General features: G+C 54.5%; 15 protein-coding genes. 7 read left to right on the plus strand and 8 right to left on the minus strand.

From position 1 onward, the window contains the following. Positions 1-54: 54 nt before the first annotated feature. The 8 genes from C4520_07450 to C4520_07485 form a co-directional block, all read right to left on the minus strand. A complete protein-coding gene (locus tag C4520_07450; GenBank protein ID RJP22852.1) occupies positions 55-2,235 on the minus strand; it encodes a hypothetical protein in 2,181 nt (726 codons plus the stop codon). Beyond that, positions 2,232-3,251, minus strand: a complete 1,020-nt coding sequence (locus C4520_07455) for a DUF4931 domain-containing protein (GenBank protein ID RJP22853.1) — start codon at positions 3,249-3,251, stop codon at positions 2,232-2,234. Before C4520_07455 ends, C4520_07450 begins: the two co-directional genes overlap by 4 nt. A 168-nt stretch (positions 3,252-3,419) precedes the next feature. Continuing rightward, positions 3,420-4,880 (minus strand): glycogen synthase GlgA, encoded by a 1,461-nt coding sequence (gene glgA / locus C4520_07460; protein ID RJP22854.1) that lies wholly within the window; start codon positions 4,878-4,880, stop codon positions 3,420-3,422. A 6-nt stretch (positions 4,881-4,886) separates the two neighbouring features. Next, entirely contained in the window at positions 4,887-6,167 is a 1,281-nt protein-coding gene (gene glgC, locus C4520_07465; GenBank protein ID RJP22855.1) for a glucose-1-phosphate adenylyltransferase, read from the minus strand. A 279-nt stretch (positions 6,168-6,446) separates the two neighbouring features. After that, the gene (locus C4520_07470) at positions 6,447-7,313 is read right to left on the minus strand and encodes a tetratricopeptide repeat protein (GenBank protein RJP22856.1); all 867 of its coding nucleotides are present in this window, start codon (positions 7,311-7,313) and stop codon (positions 6,447-6,449) included. Positions 7,314-7,539: 226 nt separating this feature from the next. Continuing rightward, positions 7,540-8,655: a flagellar brake protein gene (locus C4520_07475; GenBank protein RJP22857.1), complete on the minus strand. Its 1,116-nt coding sequence runs from the start codon at positions 8,653-8,655 to the stop codon at positions 7,540-7,542. Position 8,656: 1 nt separating this feature from the next. Then, positions 8,657-9,493 carry a serine/threonine protein kinase gene (locus C4520_07480; GenBank protein RJP22858.1) on the minus strand — a complete coding sequence of 279 codons (837 nt, stop codon included), beginning with the start codon at positions 9,491-9,493 and terminating at the stop codon, positions 8,657-8,659. 68 nt (positions 9,494-9,561) lie between these two features. After that, entirely contained in the window at positions 9,562-10,278 is a 717-nt protein-coding gene (locus C4520_07485) for an HAD family hydrolase (GenBank protein RJP22859.1), read from the minus strand. Between the two features lie 730 nt (positions 10,279-11,008). Between C4520_07485 and C4520_07490 the strand changes: the two genes are divergently transcribed. From C4520_07490 to C4520_07520, 7 genes are all read left to right on the plus strand, one after another. Then, positions 11,009-11,971, plus strand: coding sequence for a hypothetical protein (locus C4520_07490; GenBank protein RJP22860.1), 963 nt, complete (start codon positions 11,009-11,011; stop codon positions 11,969-11,971). Positions 11,972-12,306: 335 nt separating this feature from the next. Continuing rightward, on the plus strand, positions 12,307-12,780 hold the full coding sequence (locus C4520_07495; GenBank protein ID RJP22861.1) for an Hsp20/alpha crystallin family protein: 474 nt from the start codon (positions 12,307-12,309) through the stop codon (positions 12,778-12,780). An 81-nt stretch (positions 12,781-12,861) separates the two neighbouring features. Continuing rightward, the gene (locus C4520_07500; GenBank protein RJP22862.1) at positions 12,862-13,518 is read left to right on the plus strand and encodes an Hsp20/alpha crystallin family protein; all 657 of its coding nucleotides are present in this window, start codon (positions 12,862-12,864) and stop codon (positions 13,516-13,518) included. Between the two features lie 18 nt (positions 13,519-13,536). Next, positions 13,537-14,055, plus strand: a complete 519-nt coding sequence (locus C4520_07505) for a LysR family transcriptional regulator (GenBank protein ID RJP22863.1) — start codon at positions 13,537-13,539, stop codon at positions 14,053-14,055. Next, complete coding sequence (gene modA, locus C4520_07510) at positions 14,055-14,888, plus strand: molybdate ABC transporter substrate-binding protein (GenBank protein RJP22864.1); 834 nt, start codon at positions 14,055-14,057, stop codon at positions 14,886-14,888. The genes C4520_07505 and modA overlap by 1 nt, the downstream gene beginning before the upstream one ends. Then, positions 14,618-15,724, plus strand: coding sequence for an ABC transporter permease subunit (locus tag C4520_07515; protein RJP22865.1), 1,107 nt, complete (start codon positions 14,618-14,620; stop codon positions 15,722-15,724). The genes modA and C4520_07515 overlap by 271 nt, the downstream gene beginning before the upstream one ends. After that, complete coding sequence (locus C4520_07520) at positions 15,721-16,818, plus strand: ABC transporter ATP-binding protein (GenBank protein RJP22866.1); 1,098 nt, start codon at positions 15,721-15,723, stop codon at positions 16,816-16,818. Before C4520_07515 ends, C4520_07520 begins: the two co-directional genes overlap by 4 nt. Positions 16,819-16,884 lie beyond the last annotated feature (66 nt).

Here is a 16,884-nt window from a genome sequence, read left to right on the forward strand (position 1 = left end):
TCACATGTGCGCGCGCTTGTTAAAGAGGCCTTTCCTCCAGTCGACGCTCCCCTGTCACACCATCCACATTTCGCTGTCAAAATTCTCGTGAGGCACCGTAAACTTCAGCGTGCTCTCGCGGGGCAGGCGAATGATTTCAATCTTGTCGTTCTTCAGGCTGGTGAAAAATTCGACCTCCTGTCCCGGCCGGAATCCCAGGTCTTCAAACGGGACCGCGAGTTCGAGGATCTTGTCCAGGGCGACAGTGTCATAATCCCGTATTTTGTGGAACAGGCCGCCGTCGACAAGACGCTCGAGGAAGAATTTCTTCTCCGCCGCGAGATTGAGATACAGCGGCAGCGAAAGTCGCTGAAACTGGCCGCTGTTGAACAGGACGTGGAGCCGGATACCGGCGTCTTCCGGCCGGATCTCGCTGCTGGTATCGAGATCGAAACGCAGGTACAGGTTTTGCAGATCGAATCCATAATAAACGTGCGTCACGTACCTGCAGCCGAGGGCGATCGCCTTGTCGCCTCGGGCGCATTCATAGTACCCCGCGCCTTTCCACTCGAAGTAATCCGAAACGCGCCCGTTGATCTTCGGCTTGATCAGCGAAACCGGCTCACTCCCCACCGCCGGCCTTCTCTCGAGCAGGAGCGGCAACAAAAGGTCGTGGGGAATCTCCTCGTTCAACGCCTTATAGACATTCTGCAGGTGCGATCGGAAGAGCCGGTCGAATTCCGCGTCATTGTCAGTGGAAAAGTCCGGGCCATACCACCAGAACCAGTCGCTCCCTTCCGCCGCATACAATGACTCCCATGCCTCCTGCAGGCGCGCCTCTGTGTCCGATTTTTTCATGCGAGAAAGAAAGCGTCTGGTGCGATTGATGCAATCCCAGGCATTGTTTTCTTCCGGCTCGCCGATCCAGATATCGAAGTTGTGCCCGATCCATGAGCCTGAGTACAGATTATCAAGCGTCTGTTGCGGCGGATGCTGCTCGAGAAAATCGCCGAAAGTCACCGTCGAGAGCGATTCGTCTGCGCTCAATTTCTCATAGAGCCGCGAGAGGAATTCCCGCCCGCCGCATGGATAGTACTCCCAGGCGTTCTCCCCGTCTAGAATGATGGAAACCAGCGGTTGCCGGTCCGGCCGCCAATGGTGGTTCGCGATCGAATGAAGACGATTCACCAGATCGCTGCTGGCATCCGCCGGGTTGTTCCGCGAATATCCGAACGAAATCAGGTCCGACAGGCCGCGATCCCTGAACACAATGTTCATTCCGGACTCGCCGTTGCGCGCGCGGTAGGGCTGGTAGAGGTGGTCATAGATGTTCCACGCCTGCAGCGTATGCGCGAGAATCGCCTCGTCCGTCGCCATCCACCTGATTCCGGCCTCGCTCGCCATCGGTATAATTTCAGGACAAACCGATCCCTCCGACGGCCACATTCCGCGCGGGGGCCGGCCGAACAGTTCGGTATGAAACGAGACCGCTTTTTGTATCTGTGCGCGGGCATCTTCCGGATGTGTAAACCGGTCTGGCAGCTTCGCCCCCGGCATCGAGCGCCATGCAAACTCGGAATCGCACAGCAGCGGCAGAATCGGATGGTAAAACGGGCTGGTGGTTAGCTCCACCTGCCCCGCTTCCTGCATGCGCCGGTACAGCGGAACCAACTCGCCGATGACCTGCATCTGGAGCGAGAGCACCTCCTGCTTGTCCTCTTCCGAAAAGTAACCGCCCTTGCGAATGAATTCGGCCAGGGCCGGATGCTTTTCCCGTGCTCTGTACCCGAACCACGCCAGATTAAACCATACCTGCATGTCGCGATATGCGTTCGTGTTAAACTTGGCCGCCGTCGTGTCGGCGACCGGACCGGGCGGCAGGTGCAGCCCGCGCTCATTCATCAATTCCCAGTACCGGCGGTGCGGCCGAATCATGTTGTCCCAATTCGCCTGGAAGAACTCCCGCAGGATGAATTTCCTCTGGTCGAGTGTCAGCTCGTCGGCGGGTACCAGCGTGTATTGGTAATGAAGGTCCTTCGAGCGGTTCGAGAGTAGCGCGAGCAATTGGGAAATCAGCGAGGGAACAAGGTTGAATGTCGCCTTGATCTTCGGAAACTCGTCCAGCAGCGACACCATGTCGTAGTACCCCTTGATCGCGTGCAGGCGTACCCACGGCATGGTGACTTCTCCGGTCATGCGGTCAAGATAAAACGGCTGGTGCATGTGCCAGAGAAAAGCCACAGAGGCGGAACTCAAATCTGAATCTCCCGTAAGAACCTCGCGGCCTCCTCAGGAATGGTGGGATTGATATAAAAGCCGGTTCCCCACTCGAAACCGGCGACGTGGGTGAGCTTCGGCATGATTTCGATATGCCAGTGGTAATCCACGTCGAGTGTTACCCAATATCCCATGCGCGCCCAGCGCACCGGCCCGGTGTGCAACACAAAATTGTACTGCGGCGTGTTGAGCGCCAGCGCCAGTTTCTGCATGACGCCGATTACCGCATCGCTCAGCGACAACAGTTCTTCATGGTCAATGTTGTAAAAATCGGGGCTGTGCCGCTTCGGGAGCACCCATATCTCGAACGGAAACCGGGAGGCAAATGGACAAAAGCTTATGAAGCTGCGGTTCTCATAGATGATCCTGATCTCCTGAGATATCTCCTCTCTGATGATGTCGCAGAATACACAACGATCCTTATAGTTGAAATAATCCTTCGCGCCTATCAGCTCCTCTTTAACACGTTTCGGAGTGATAGGTGTCGCAATAAGCTGCGAATGCGGATGACTCAGCGAGGCGCCTGCCTGGCGCCCTTCGTTCTTGAAAATCAGGATGTATTTGAGCCGGTTGTCCTTGTTGAGATCTATCAGGCGGTCCTTGTATGCCTGGAACACCTTCGAGAGGCTCTCGCGCGTGTGCATGTGCATCTTCCGGAAATGGTCCGGCGTCTCGATGATCACTTCGTGTGCACCGATGCCGTTCATCTTGTCGTACATGCCAACTCCGGCCTTGCCCATTTCTCCTTCAATGCGCAGGGCAGGGAACTTGTTGGGGACGACGCGGATCTCCCACCCCGGCCCGTTGGCGGCGTGATGATTGCCTCGATATGCAAGGATCTCGGGCGGAGTCTTATCTTCATGGCCTTCGCAGAACGGGCAGAATCCCGTGTCGTTTTGAACCGGTTCCGGATTAAAATCGGTCGGCCGTTTCCCGCGCTCGGTTGCTATGATTACCCACCGGCCAACGACCGGGTCCTTACGTAATTCCGGCATTAGTTAATTCTCCTCCTAAGAGCCGGTCAAGCAGCCAGTCCGCCCGAAAACGCTCTCGTCCACGCGACGTTTCGCGCCCATTGGCAATCAGCGCGCGATCCACCTGCTTGCGCTGCCGCCGACAGGAACACACGCCCGCCGGCAACTGGATGATTCACAGCGGCCCCTTCATCCCCTTTTATATGTAATAGCTTTCTTATATAACTCTTCATACTTCCTGGCCGAGGCGTCCCATGAGAAATCACAGGCCATTCCATTAATCATGATGCGTTCCCATTCTTGTTTGTTCCGGTAAAAACCGCGGGCCTCCTTCAGTTTCTCCAGCAGAGCCTCGGAGGTGTACTCTTCGAATTTGAAGCCGTTGCCGGCTGTCGAGCGATTGCTTGGATAATCAATGATCGTATCATCCAATCCGCCGGTGGCGCGCACCAGCGGGACCGTTCCATATTTGAGGCTGTACATCTGGTTCAGCCCGCAGGGTTCGTAGCGGGACGGCATCAGGAAAATGTCGGCGCCCGCCTCGATCTTGTGGGCGAGTTCGTTGGAAAAAGCGAGTTTCACGCCGACCCGCTGCGGGTACTTCCGCGCAATTTCCTCGAACAATTTATGGTATCGCTCCTCGCCCGTCCCGAGAACCACAAGTTGAAAATCTTCCTCAACAATCTGATCGATCACCGGAGTGAGAATGTCAAAGCCCTTCTGATCGGCCAGGCGCGAGATGATGCCCAGAAGCGGCGCATCATCAATGGGCGGCAAGCCGTATTGCTCGAGCAGGTCTCGCTTGCATCTGGCTTTGCCGCTCAAATCCTTTGAACTGTAAGGCGCCGCGATATACTTGTCGGTCTCCGGACGCCATTCGTCGTAGTCCACCCCGTTCAACACGCCGTAAAGCCGGTCGGAGCGCTTGCGCAAAATGCCTTCCATCCCGCAGCCGAATTCCTTCGTCTGAATTTCATTCGCATAGCGGGTGCTTACCGTATTCACGACTTCCGCGCCTACAATACCTGCCTTCAAAAAATTGATCTTGCCGTAGTACTCGATTCCCTCGGGATTGAATATATCCCACGGAAGGTTGGTCAAATGCATATCGAGATGCCAGAACAGCCCCTGATATCCGATGTTGTGAATCGTGAACAGCGAAGCAACCGACCGGAAATTCGGTTCGCCGCGCAACACGCTGTTCAAGAAGATCGGAACCAGTCCGGTCTGCCAATCATTGCAGTGAATAACATCGGGCTCAAAATCAAGAACATTGCATAACTCGAGGACGGCCTTCGAAAAGAAAATGAAGCGCTCGGCGTTGTCGGGATAATCACCTTTCGGAGTCCCATACAACTGGTCGCGGTCGAAATAAGCCGCTTTCCCAATGAAGTAAACGTGCGCGTTCCCGGCGAGAGTGGCCTTGAATATCTCGCCAAATTCCTCTCGATCTGAAATGGGAACGGAGAACGTCGTGTCAATATCCTCAATTTCAGGATGTTTTTCCCTGGTTGTTCTATAGTACGGAACGACCGCCCATACTTCATGACCCAGTTTGCTCAATGCCTTTGAAAGCGCTCCCGCCACATCGGCAAGACCGCCGGTTTTCGAGTAGGGAACCATTTCGCTTGAAGCAAGCAGTATTTTCATGAAACTTCAAATATCCTTCTCTGATCTTACTCTTTTCACCGTAACCGTTACCGGAATCTTGAGCGGCGGAGGCTCGATTTTCATGGCTTTCGATATTACAACGATTCCCGAGTCGGTCACCGTAAACTGTTTCTTGTCTTCTTCCAAATCATATCCAATGTCCATGCGCGGGGGAATCTTAACGTATTTGTCGATAATAGCTCTCCTGATGCGGCTGTACCGACCGACGTCAACCCCCTCGAACAGGATGGAATCTTCAACATTTGCAAAACTGTTAATTCGGACGCGCGGCGAGAGGATTGAGCGGCGTACTTTCCCTCCGCTGATGATGCAGCCGCCGCACACCATCGAATCGAGCGCGACGCCAAGGCGCCCGCCCTCGTATTCCTGCGCGAAAATGAACTTGGCCGGCGGATTCTGAGACTGGTACGTCCGGATCGGCCATTCCGGATCATACAAATTGAAAATCGGACTGACCGAAACCAGATCCATGTTCGCCTCATAATAGGCGTCAATGGTGCCCACATCCTTCCAATACTGCGCTTCCTTCTTGTTCTCATCAATGAAGTTGTAAGCGTAAACCTTGAACGAATCGAGCATCGGCGGGATTACATCTTTCCCAAAATCGCGCAGGCGTCGCTCCTTCGAAGCTCCTCCCAAAACATCAATAAGCGCGTCCTTGTTGAAAATGTAAATGCCCATCGAACCGAAGCAGATATTCTCCTTGCCCGGAGGCGACTTCGGTTCGGCAGGTTTCTCCTCGAAACCGATCACGCGGTCGTCAGTATCAACCTGCAGAACCCCAAATCGATGCGCCTCCCGCCGGTCGACCTCCAGCGCACCGACTGTCATGTCGGCCCCTTTCGATTCATGAAAATCCAGCATCTTCGCATAATCCATCTTGTAAATGTGATCGCCGGAGAGAATCAGGACGCGTGTGGTCGACCCATGTTCCACGAGGTGCAGGTTCTGGTAAACTGCGTCCGAAGTCCCCAGATACCATTCCTTTCCCACTCGCTGCTGTGCGGGAATCAACTCGATGAACTCGCCGAACTCATGATGGAAAATGCTCCAGCCGTTTCTCACGTGCTGGTTGAGCGAATCTGATTTGTACTGCGTGAGAATGTAGACGCGGCGCAACCCGGAGTTCACGCTGTTGCTCAACGTGAAGTCGATGAGCCGGTAAATGCCCCCAAAGGGGACCGCGGGCTTTGCCCTCTCAAGGGTAAGAGGATACAGTCGTTCACCCTTGCCGCCGACAAGCAGCATTGCCAAAACGTGTCGCATTCCTCTCCCCCGGCTCGGCTTCCGCCTCCAAACTCAGTGAAAATAATGAAAAAGATTGAACTGGTGAAACAGCGGAGATGCTTGTTAAGCACTTTTAATTTTAACAAAATCCCAATGCTTTCGTCAATGTGGCTTGAGAAATCGGAGAGCCTCTTTACGCCGGGTTGGGAACAGCATAAGCGGTGGGAACATTTGCGCTTCAGAGGGGATCGGCCGCATCCCTAAGGAAGCAAGACTCGGCACGCGCAGCGGCATCAGACGGCAGCGCGCTCAGTCATGTCAGATTTTTCGCTGGGGGAGGTCGATTTCGCATTTGACGGCCTTGCTGAAGGAAGTCGCCGCTTCCTTTCGACGACCGAGTTTCTCGAGTGAAACCCCTTTCTTGTACCAGGCATCGTTGTTCTTGGGATCGAGCTCGAGCGCGCGACTGTAGCAGGTGATTGCTTCCCGATGCTTCCCGACCGATGCAAGGGTTGCGCCCATGTTATACCATGCCTCGGCTTGATGCTGATTTAGCTTAACCGCCTTATCATAGCATTTCATCGCCTCAGCGTGCTCTCCTATTTTTTCGAGCGCCGCTCCCTTATTCGACCACACCTCCGAGCGGTTCGGCTCGATTGCGATAGCGTTGTCGTAACACGTAATTGCTTCCTGATAGTTGCCGAGCTTGGCGAGGATCACTCCCTTGTTCGACCACGCGCCGGCATGGTCCGGATCGATTCCGAGCGCGCGATCGTAACAGGCGATGGCTTCTTCATTCTTCCCCAACTTGCCGAGCGCAACTCCCTTATTCGACCATGCTCCCGCATTTTCAGGTTCCTTCGAGATGATCATGTCGCAGCAATAAATGGCCTCGCGGTACCGCCCCAGGTTTCTCAATGCTATCCCCTTCATAGCCCATTCCTCGACATCGGCGGGAGATAACTGAGCAACCCTTTGGAATACCTTCTCCGCCAACTGGCGATTCCCCTGTTTGTTAAGGGTCGACCCGCTCGTGTAGAGGATTTCGATATCGTCTTCCGCAAGGTTCAGGGCGCCTGCAATCTTGCCTTCCAAAAGGAGTTCCGTGATTTTCTCGATCCTCTCGGCCGGTGTTTCATATTTCAGCCGTCTCACGGCATCAATCAACTTGTTAATCCAATCCATGTCACTTCTTCCCCTCGCTGCAATCAAAAAGCGTGAGCAACCGGCACAGAGCCTGCGGGGACTTCGGAAATCAGGGGGACGCTTGAAACGCGGCTGTGTTGGTTTGAGGATCTCTTATTGCAGACGTATCAAGCTCTGCGGGTCAATTATGGTGAGGGTTGCAGCCCTTTGCTTCGTGCAAAGTGTAGCACACCGCTTTCGCACTGTCAATAAGATTTGCCTATGTTCAGACGCCGGCGGGCAACTTTTGCTTCGCCTTTGAATAGATGAGCCGGAAAATCTTTTCGTGCGTATCCGGGCTCATGCCGGCAAACTCAACGTTCATGATGAATTCGCCCGTAGTCCCACGCCGGTTGACCGCCAAAATTTTGGCGATGACGGGCAGACATCCATCATCCTCGGCAGGCAGTTCGATGTAAACAAGGTCGTTCGCCTTGAGGGGAAGCCGCATTGCAAGAGCCAGCCCGGCGCCGCTAAGATTGATTACATGACCCGAGAGAGAGGGCTGGTCCCACTTCAACTTCTTCGGGCCTGAGCCCTCGAGCTCCTCTCGCGTAACCGGAATAACGGTGACCGGAATATTGGTGTCCACACGGTGATACTGCCTCCGCTGGTTGCGCTCAATATCGTCCACGTGCTCAAATCTGGTGATCAACTGGCGGCCGCCCGACTGGCTGATGACCTGCGACTCAAAGTGGTAGCTGGCGTCGCGGTCGCGCCAAAAGTAGATATTGAATTTTTCCCCCGGCTCGAAATGAACGTATTTTCCCTGGGCCTTGGGCGTCACCGCAAGCAGGCCCGTCGGAGCCGCCTCAACCACCGGCGCCATGAACACTTTGCCGTCTGACTGCCGCTTCAGGTGCAGCCATTGATTCGTTTTCAAGTCACGCGTCGTGCGAACCGGCGGCAGCTTCATTCTTTCGCCGAAGAAAATCTTGTTGCGGATGATCCTCAGCTCCTGCACGTCCGACTCGGTGAGTTGCCGCGAGGCATTCGGGCCCATTTCTTCAAGACGACTATTGAAGAACTCGAATGAAACCAGCAGGCGGTCGGGATGCTTTATCTGCCCGAGCTTCACCAGCGTCTTCAGTTGCTTGACTTCCTCGGGGGCCAACTGGAAAACGAGCGCCAACCGGCTGAAGTCGTCGCGGCTCTTTTGCATGATCCTGGCGGTGCGGATGCGGCGTGAAATCAGTTCGAAAGCGGAAAAGGCGCATACCGCACCAATGATCGCAGCCAGCATCCACCACAATGTGGCTGCGCTTGGCTTGGGCGGCCGCAGATACGTCAGGAGGGTATGATAATCAAGTTGTTGGGCGGCGAGGAGGACACTGGCAAACATACTAAATATTAGCCTGCTTCTGCTGCTGCCTCTGCTGCATTCTGGTCAGGTCGAGGATTAACTCTGAAAGCGAAGAAAAGCGTTTGCGCGGCTTTTTCTCGAGCATTTTCATGACTACTCGGCTGATGTCGGCGGGCACCTGCGGGTTGATCGTTGAGGGAACCTCGACCACGTTCATCCGGAGGTGCTTGTGCATGATCTCCGCCACCGAGGTCCCGCGGATCGGCATGACGCGGCTGAACAGATAGAAGAGCACCACCCCCAGAGAGTAAATATCGCTGCGCTCGTCCACCCTTTTCTCTTTCACCTGTTCCGGCGAAAAGTACCTGACCGACTCCACGCTCGTGTAGCCCCGCCGCTTGCGCCACCGATTAAAGAGTTTCGAAAAATAAAAATCGGACAGCTTGACGTTGAGGTTGTCGTCGAGCAGAATGTTGCTCGCTTTCAGGTTCTGATGCAGAATCTTTGACACGTGGAGATATTGTATCCCCTTCATGATCTGAAGCGCCACGTGCAGAAGGTCGGGGAACGGGTGAATCTGGTTCTCAACATATCCTCTTAAATTGATGCCTTCGACGTATTCAGTCAGCAAGAACGATTCCGTATATTTGCCGATCAGCTTGTGATACTTGACAATGTTGGGCGATCTGAACTGGACGACCCTCTCAAATTCCTGGCTGAAACTCTTGTATTCGCGCTCGCTGTTGAAGAAGTCCATCGGCAACGCCTTCAGCGCAAACTTCTGTTTGCTCCCTATGTCCTCGACCAGGAAGACCCTGCTCTCCTGCGGGTTTCCGATCACGCCCAGGATCTGATAGTTTTCAACAATCTTCTTCATTGCTCCCCCATTTGGTCTGTTTCAGCCCGCATCCCGCCGCTGAGCGCCCGGCGGCACAGGTGCGGTTATCATACAACAAGCAGAGAATGCGCTTCCAGCAGACCCGTGATCACCTCGTGGTCCTGATGCGTTCCCCCGCGACGGTCGAGCATGATGCCCCGGATGCCGGCGTTTCGAGCACCCAAAACATCGGTCTGATATGTGTCGCCGATATGGACCACGCGAGACCGATCCACATCCGCGATCTTCAGAGCCATCTGGAATATCTTCGGCGACGGCTTCTTCCAGCCCGCCTCGGCCGATGACAGAATGAAATCGAAATAATGCGTGAGCTTCAGGCCCTCGACGATTTTCTTCAAACTCGAATTCCAGTTGGAAACGATTCCGAGCGAGAAAGTGGAACCTTTCAATTTCTCCAGTGACTCGAGCGTGTCCGGATACAATTCCCACGCCGAGGCATTGCCAAAAAAACTGTAGATATCTTCAAAGACGATCCGATGCTTCTCCTCCGGAATATTCAGCCGTTTGAAGACGGCTCGATCGTAGTTCCACCACCATTCGCGGTCTTCCTCATCCGAACAGACAAAATCGGCGCCGGGATCATTCATCTCGGGAATTACCTGCTCGACCCAGACCGCCCGCATCGCATCGATCACCTGCTTGAGCGTTATGTCGGCGCCATGACGCACGCACACGCGATGATAATGCTTCGACGGAGACGGCTTCGCCGTGAACAGCGTATAGCCGGCGTCTAAAAAAACGGCATCGTATTTTTCGTTACCCATGTCGGAGCTCAAGCGCGCGCAAAAGTCATCTTCCCTCGCCGTCCCTTACGCCCTCCCGAAGCTCAGGGGGCGGTCACGTTTCTTCCCCCTGCACTAGTCTGGATTTTCATCGGGGGAAATACCGGCAATGGTCGACCCACTCTGCTCAGGAAACATGTGCTCCAGCAAGCGGCGCTCGGGGCGGCTTGAATCATTTTTTAGTCTAGCAGAACCTCAGCGCTCAAGTCAATGAACCCTCACAGGGAACAACAGGGAACACGTATGTGGCGAACAGCTTCAAAAATGGGCAGTCACGGTTTCCTGATCCGTCCGCATCTGATCCGATAAGGATTGTTCTTCACTCGCGAGCCATTCTGTAATACCCAATCTTGATTCGACCACTCAAGGCCGTCATCCTGAGCCTAAGCGAAGGACCTCTTGCTTGTCCTGTATCAGAAGCGATCCTTTCCGCATTCTTCAGTTAAGCTTGGAGTAATCAGTAAAGCATCACGTAAACATCCCTTCGAAATTTTTTTTCTTGACAAATACGCCATGTGCATGTTCAAATCTTTCTAACATTTCTCTGGCACGAAGGGGAGCCCGGAGACGCGTCCGGCCTGCGAAAACTCGCTTAACCCAAAGGATAAACCCATTCGCCTTTCTTGTCCACGGCGTGTTTCATATGATTCGCACAAATGGGGCGAACTTTCCCCCTCTCGCTTAATCAGGAAAAGATCAGAGGAGGGGAATCATGAGGTGTTGCGTCACAAGCAGAATTCAAATGCTTACGCGGGTTTTATCCACCGTGAGTTTTCTGTCTTTATTAATCAATTCAACGACGTTAGCGGCGATCGAGCATTTCACCGGCTCAACTACTTCATCATACGCCGCCTATTACTATGGTCATCTTCATATTGAAGGAGCAGACGGAGCGATAGGCGACGAAGTCGGAGTTTTCGATCCTGACGGGGTCCTGTGCGGCGCAGCCGCCGCACTGGAGGTGGCCTGGTATAACATAACCGTTTACGGGGATGACCCGGTCACGGACACAGACGAGGGCGCCGAGCCGGGCGATCTCCTTACTTTCAGGATATGGGACAAGAGCGCCGATCAAGAAATGAGCGCAGCCGCAACCGTAACCGACGGCCCCTGCACGAATCCTTTACAGTGGTACCAAAGCTGGGAATACTGTCAGGTGGACGTGAACGGATTCATCGGCGATCTGACTCAAATTAATCTGCAGTCCCCCGCAAACGCTTCCACCTTGGCTTCTGCACCGACATTCACTTGGACCGCCGACGGCGGAACCGATAATGCATTCGCGGTGGATGTAAGCGTTTCGCCCGGCTTTACCACCTACTACTCTACCTACGAGAACCTGCATCAGCTCATCGGCGACAGAAGCTGGACAATGCCTGACCCGATATGGAACAAGGTCCCTTCCGACAAAACCCTCTACTGGCGCGTCCGCGGCGTCGATTTGGCCGATCCGCCTAGCAACATCGTTACCAGCGATGAGGTGTGGAGTTTCTTAAAGACTGACAGCGTTACCTGGATGCAAACCTTCGGAGGCGCGCCTTCTGACAGTGGAGAAAGTGTCCTGACCACCGACGGGGGCTACGTAGCCGCAGGGACCACATCGTCCTATGGAGCCGGTTCAAGTGACCTCTGGCTGATCAAGACCGACGCCAGCGGCAACATCGCTCTCCCGTAAGGAGAGGAATCAGATCCCTTCTTTCGCATCCCATCATTGTTTAGCGGCAAAACAGTAAACATCTGATACGTTTCAGCATGAAACACTGCCGCTCTCGCCGCATCCGCCTCGGGCTCTAATCGAGAACTATCCGATAAACATAAAACCCACATTATCAATAAATTACAAAAACACGAGGAATCCGCGCCAAATTTGGCATCTTCTTTGCCAAGACGCATCATTGAGTGAAAAAAAAGAAAGACTGCGGAGAAAAGGCGCTGCACGGGAAGCCGCCGTTAATACCCCTTAATCGCAGGTTGTGCGATCGGGAGTGAATCTGAAAGGAGGAGAAGATCATGGCGCTGATACGATGGAGACCAAGGACCGAAGTCGACCCGTTCCTCAGAGGTTTCAGAGACCTCCAGGAGGAAATCAATCGCATGTTCAACTACACCCTTTCGGGCGGCTGGCCGTCGTACCGCAATGACATGGCCGAGGGAGCATGGGCTCCTGCCATAAATGTCCTTGAGGAGAAAGATGATATCGTCGTGTCGGCCGACCTGCCCGGCATGTCCGAAAAGGACATTGACGTGACAATCGTGGGTGATACTCTCACCATCAAGGGCGAAAAGAAGCACGAGGAAAAGAAGGACGACGGGAACTACCATATGTTCGAAAGAGTGTTTGGCGCTTTCCAGCGCGCAATCACGCTTCCGGCGCTCGTCGAATCCGATAAGGCAAAAGCCTCTTTTAAGAACGGCGTGCTCGAGATAAGAGTCCCGAAAAAGGAAGAGGCAAAACCGAAACAACTCAAGGTGAACATTGGCTGAGGCATCCGGCGGCTTCTCCTGCAGCCTCCCACTGGATTCGAGAACCACAAACTCTTCAACAGGATAAAGGAGGGAGTACGCATGTACAATCAAAGCAATGTTAAGACAACCATCCTGATTGTCCTTGTGGCTCTTCTCGTGACGGCCGTCGCCGCCCAATCCTATTACCTGTTCAAGATGCACGGGGAAATGCAAAAAATTACCGGAACCCAAAGCAATCCTGAAAGCAAACACCTGCCAGAACCCACGCTGCCGCAAGCAACGGCGGACCCATGGATTGATCATGACTGGTTGAATGCGCCCTTCGATCCGGATGCGTGGAACCCATTTGACGAGATGCAGCAAATGCAGGACCGCATGAATAGCATCTTCAACAGCGCGTTCGGCAGGTTTGGCAAGAGCTCGCGATTCGGAAGCCTGTATCATGAGCCCGCCTTTTCCCCGAAAATGGATATGAGAGAGGAAGAAGATCGGTATGTGATCCGGATGGATGTTCCGGGCATCGACGAAACCAAATTGGTTATCCAGGTGCAAGACCAGACCGTTAGAGTGCAGGGCAAGCGCGAAGAACTGGTGGAAGAATCCGATAAAGGCGGACGTATGGTGCGTCGCGAAAGAAAGCTCGGCCAATTCGATAGGTCCATGAGCCTCCCCGGGCCCGTCAATCAAGAGAAACTGACCACCAGCTACGAGAGTGGAATTCTCACAATTATCCTGCCGAAGAAAGACCAATCTTGAAGCGCAATCGTCTTCCCAATGTCCGAATGGTCCGATCGGTCCGATTCGTCCGATCGGATCATTTGCTCCCTCCTATTACGCATTCCACTCGCAACCCATCTCCCGGTTGACAGTCATATGCAAATCTGTCATAATGACCGCCAGCCAACCCGAAAGGCCGAACCGGTGAATAAATTCGAGGCGCTCCTCAAAAACGTAAACGTCCGCTCCAAAATCTGGCTCGAGGCCGACAATCTCCCCCTCATCGGAGAGGGGCGGGCAGAGCTGCTGCGAATGATCGATCGAAACGGCTCGATTAATGCCGCCGCAAAAGCGCTCGGCATGGATTACCGGCGCGCGTGGGGGCTGATCGACAGCATGGAGAAACGCCTCAACGTGAAGTTGATCATCCGCAGGCGCGGAGGCGCCGGCAAAGGAACATCGCTCACCGACGACTGCCGCATGCTGCTCGCGCTCTATGACCGCCTGGCGCGCCGATCACAAGAAGCGGCGAACCGGGACTTTTCAGCCATCTTTCGCAAAGGAGAGCATGAATAATGAAGCCTGGCAAAATTTTCATTGCACTTTTCCTTTCTGCTTTTCTTCATTTTGCGCCCCTTGAGGCGAACGCCGAAGAGCTTGAGTTTTTTGCCGGGTCCGCTTCGAAGCCGGCCACCGAGGAACTGGTGAAGGCATTCGAGACGCAGACCGGGCACTCCATAAAAGTCTATTTCGGGAGTTCCGGCAGTCTGCTTTCACAAATGAAGATCGTGAAAAGGGGCGACCTGTATTTCCCCGGCTCGCCGGACTTCATGAAGCTCGCCATCAACGAGGGAGCGGTAGTGCCGGAAACCGACAGAATCGTCACCTACCTGATTCCCGCTATTAATGTCCAAAAGGGAAATCCCAGGAATATCAAAGAACTGCAAGACCTGGCGAGAGAGGGCCTCCGCGTATCAATCGGAAATCCCCACCACGTCTGCGTCGGCCTTTATGCCGTGGAGATAATGGAACACGCCGGTCTTGCGGCCTCAATCAAGCCAAACATAAAGGGCTACACGGAGAGTTGCGCAAAGACGGCGAACATGGTAGCCGTGAACGGAGTCGACGCAATACTGGGATGGCGGGTTTTCCAGTACTGGAATCCCGGGCAAATAGAAACGGTGATGCTGCAGCCGGACCAGATCGTCAGGATCAGCTATATGCCCATTGCCATATCCGCGTTCAGCAAGAAGCGGGCGCTTGCGCAACAGTTCATCGATTTCGCCTGCTCCGATACCGGAAAACGCATTTTCGAAAAATGGGGCTATGTCACGAACGAAGAGCAAGCCCGCGCATTGGCGCCCCATGCCCGAATAGGCGGCGACTACATTCTGCCGGAGAGCTGGTGATGTCGCTGGAGAATCTCACCGCGCCATCAGAGCAAGCGGCCGGAACAATTAAATCAACATGGCGGCGAAAACTGCCGTTCCTGCTTCCCATGGTTTTCGTTGTCGTTTTTTATGCGCTCATCATCGTGTTCACGTACAAAGAGTATCCGCCGGTCTCGATGCTGCGGATGCTTCTGACGTCGGAGGTTCTTCACGCGGTCTTTCTGAGCCTTGCGACCGCGACGGCCGCGAGCATCGTGGCATTTATGCTCGGGGTGCCGTCGGCATATTTTCTCGCGCGTTCGGAATTTCCCGGAAAGAAGTTTGTCGACGCACTGCTGGACATCCCCGTGGTTCTCTCCCCCATCGCCATCGGCGCGCTGCTCCTGGTCGCCTTCAGCAGTTCCGAGGGGAGATGGCTGCAGGAACACGTGGGCGAAGTCGTCTTCGAGTTGCCGGGAATTATCATTGCGCAGGCGACCATCGTTACCGCTCTTGCGATTCGCCTGATGAAAGGAGCATTTGAGTCGATCCCGGTCCGGTATGAAAAGGTAGCCCGCTCGCTCGGCTGCTCCGAGTGGATGGCCTTCCGGAAAGTCGTCCTGCCGCTTTCGAGGAACGGGCTGACGGCCTCAGCGATTGTGGTCTGGGCCCGAGCGATTGGCGAGTTCGGCGCAACGGTGACTCTCGCCGGCGCGACCACAGGCAAGACGGCCACTATTCCGACAGCCATCTATCTGGGTTTCGCGAGCGCAGATATCACGCGGGCGCTGACACTGGTGGCGATTCTGATGTTCATTTCCGCAACCACATTGATAGGACTGCGCCAAGTGGCGGGTAGAGCGCTCGAGTTATGATCAGACTCGAAAATCTTTCCTTCAGGCTAGGCCGCTTCAGTTTGTCGGACGTAACACTCAACATTTCCAACGGCGAATTCTTTGTCCTGCTCGGCCCGTCGGGAGCAGGCAAGACCACTTTGTTGGAGACCATTGCCGGGTTGAGCCCGGCAACAAGCGGGCGCATCATCCTCGACCATTGCGATATGGAAGACCTGCCGCCTGAGAAGCGGCCAATTGCTTACGTCCCGCAAGATGCCTCCCTCTTTCCCCACTTGAATGTGAAAGACAACATACTCTTCGGCGCCCGCGCCCGCGGAATCCCATCAAAGAACTGGCAGCCGCTGCTCGAAGAGTTGGTGCAATCACTGCAAGTTGAACATTTGATGGAACGCAACGTATCGAATCTGAGCGGCGGCGAACGCCGGCGCGTCTCTTTGGCGCGCGCATTGGTCACCTCGCCCCGCATTCTCCTGCTGGACGAACCCTTCAACGGCCTCGATCCGCCCATCCGCCGGGAGCTCCAGATACTGCTGAAACGCCTGCAGCGGCGCCTCAAGGGGACTTTCCTGCACGTGACTCACGATCGGGAAGAGGCGTTCATCCTCGCCGATGTCGTGGCGGTCTTAATTGACGGCAGGCTCGAACAGGTGGCAAAGCGCAACCGCGTCTATTTTCATCCCGCGACTCTAAAGGTCGCGCGATTCACCGGAATGGAGAATATTCTGCCGGCAGAAGTGGTCGCGGCTAATCCACCGAAATCAAGCTTTGTCGCCAGATGGTCGTCACAAGACCTTCTGGTGGCATGCGAAACCGATGTGCCGCAGGTCGACGATTCGGTTTTTCTCGGAGTTCGCGCCGAAGAAGTGATGCTCGTCAAGCCGGATCAACCGATCCGCGCCGGCCGCGATTTCAATATCATTGAAGGCGCGGTGTCAGAGGTAGTCGAGAAAAGCGCGACTCACACAATAGTATTGAACGGAACAACGAACTCGTCTTTGGTACTTGAACTTCCCAATTTCCTCTATCGTCGATACGAGTTTGCGCCCGGCCGGCCGGTACGGGTCCGGATCCGGCCGGATAAGTTCTGCGTTATCCGCAAGGCTGGCGTTTAGAAAGATTCAGACTTGTCCCGATATGCGTGAAGATGGCGCGGCAACTGTGGCGAAAAATGAAGCGAC

This window comes from Candidatus Abyssobacteria bacterium SURF_5 (assembly GCA_003598085.1).
In the GTDB taxonomy this organism is placed as follows: Bacteria; Abyssobacteria; SURF-5; order SURF-5; family SURF-5; genus SURF-5.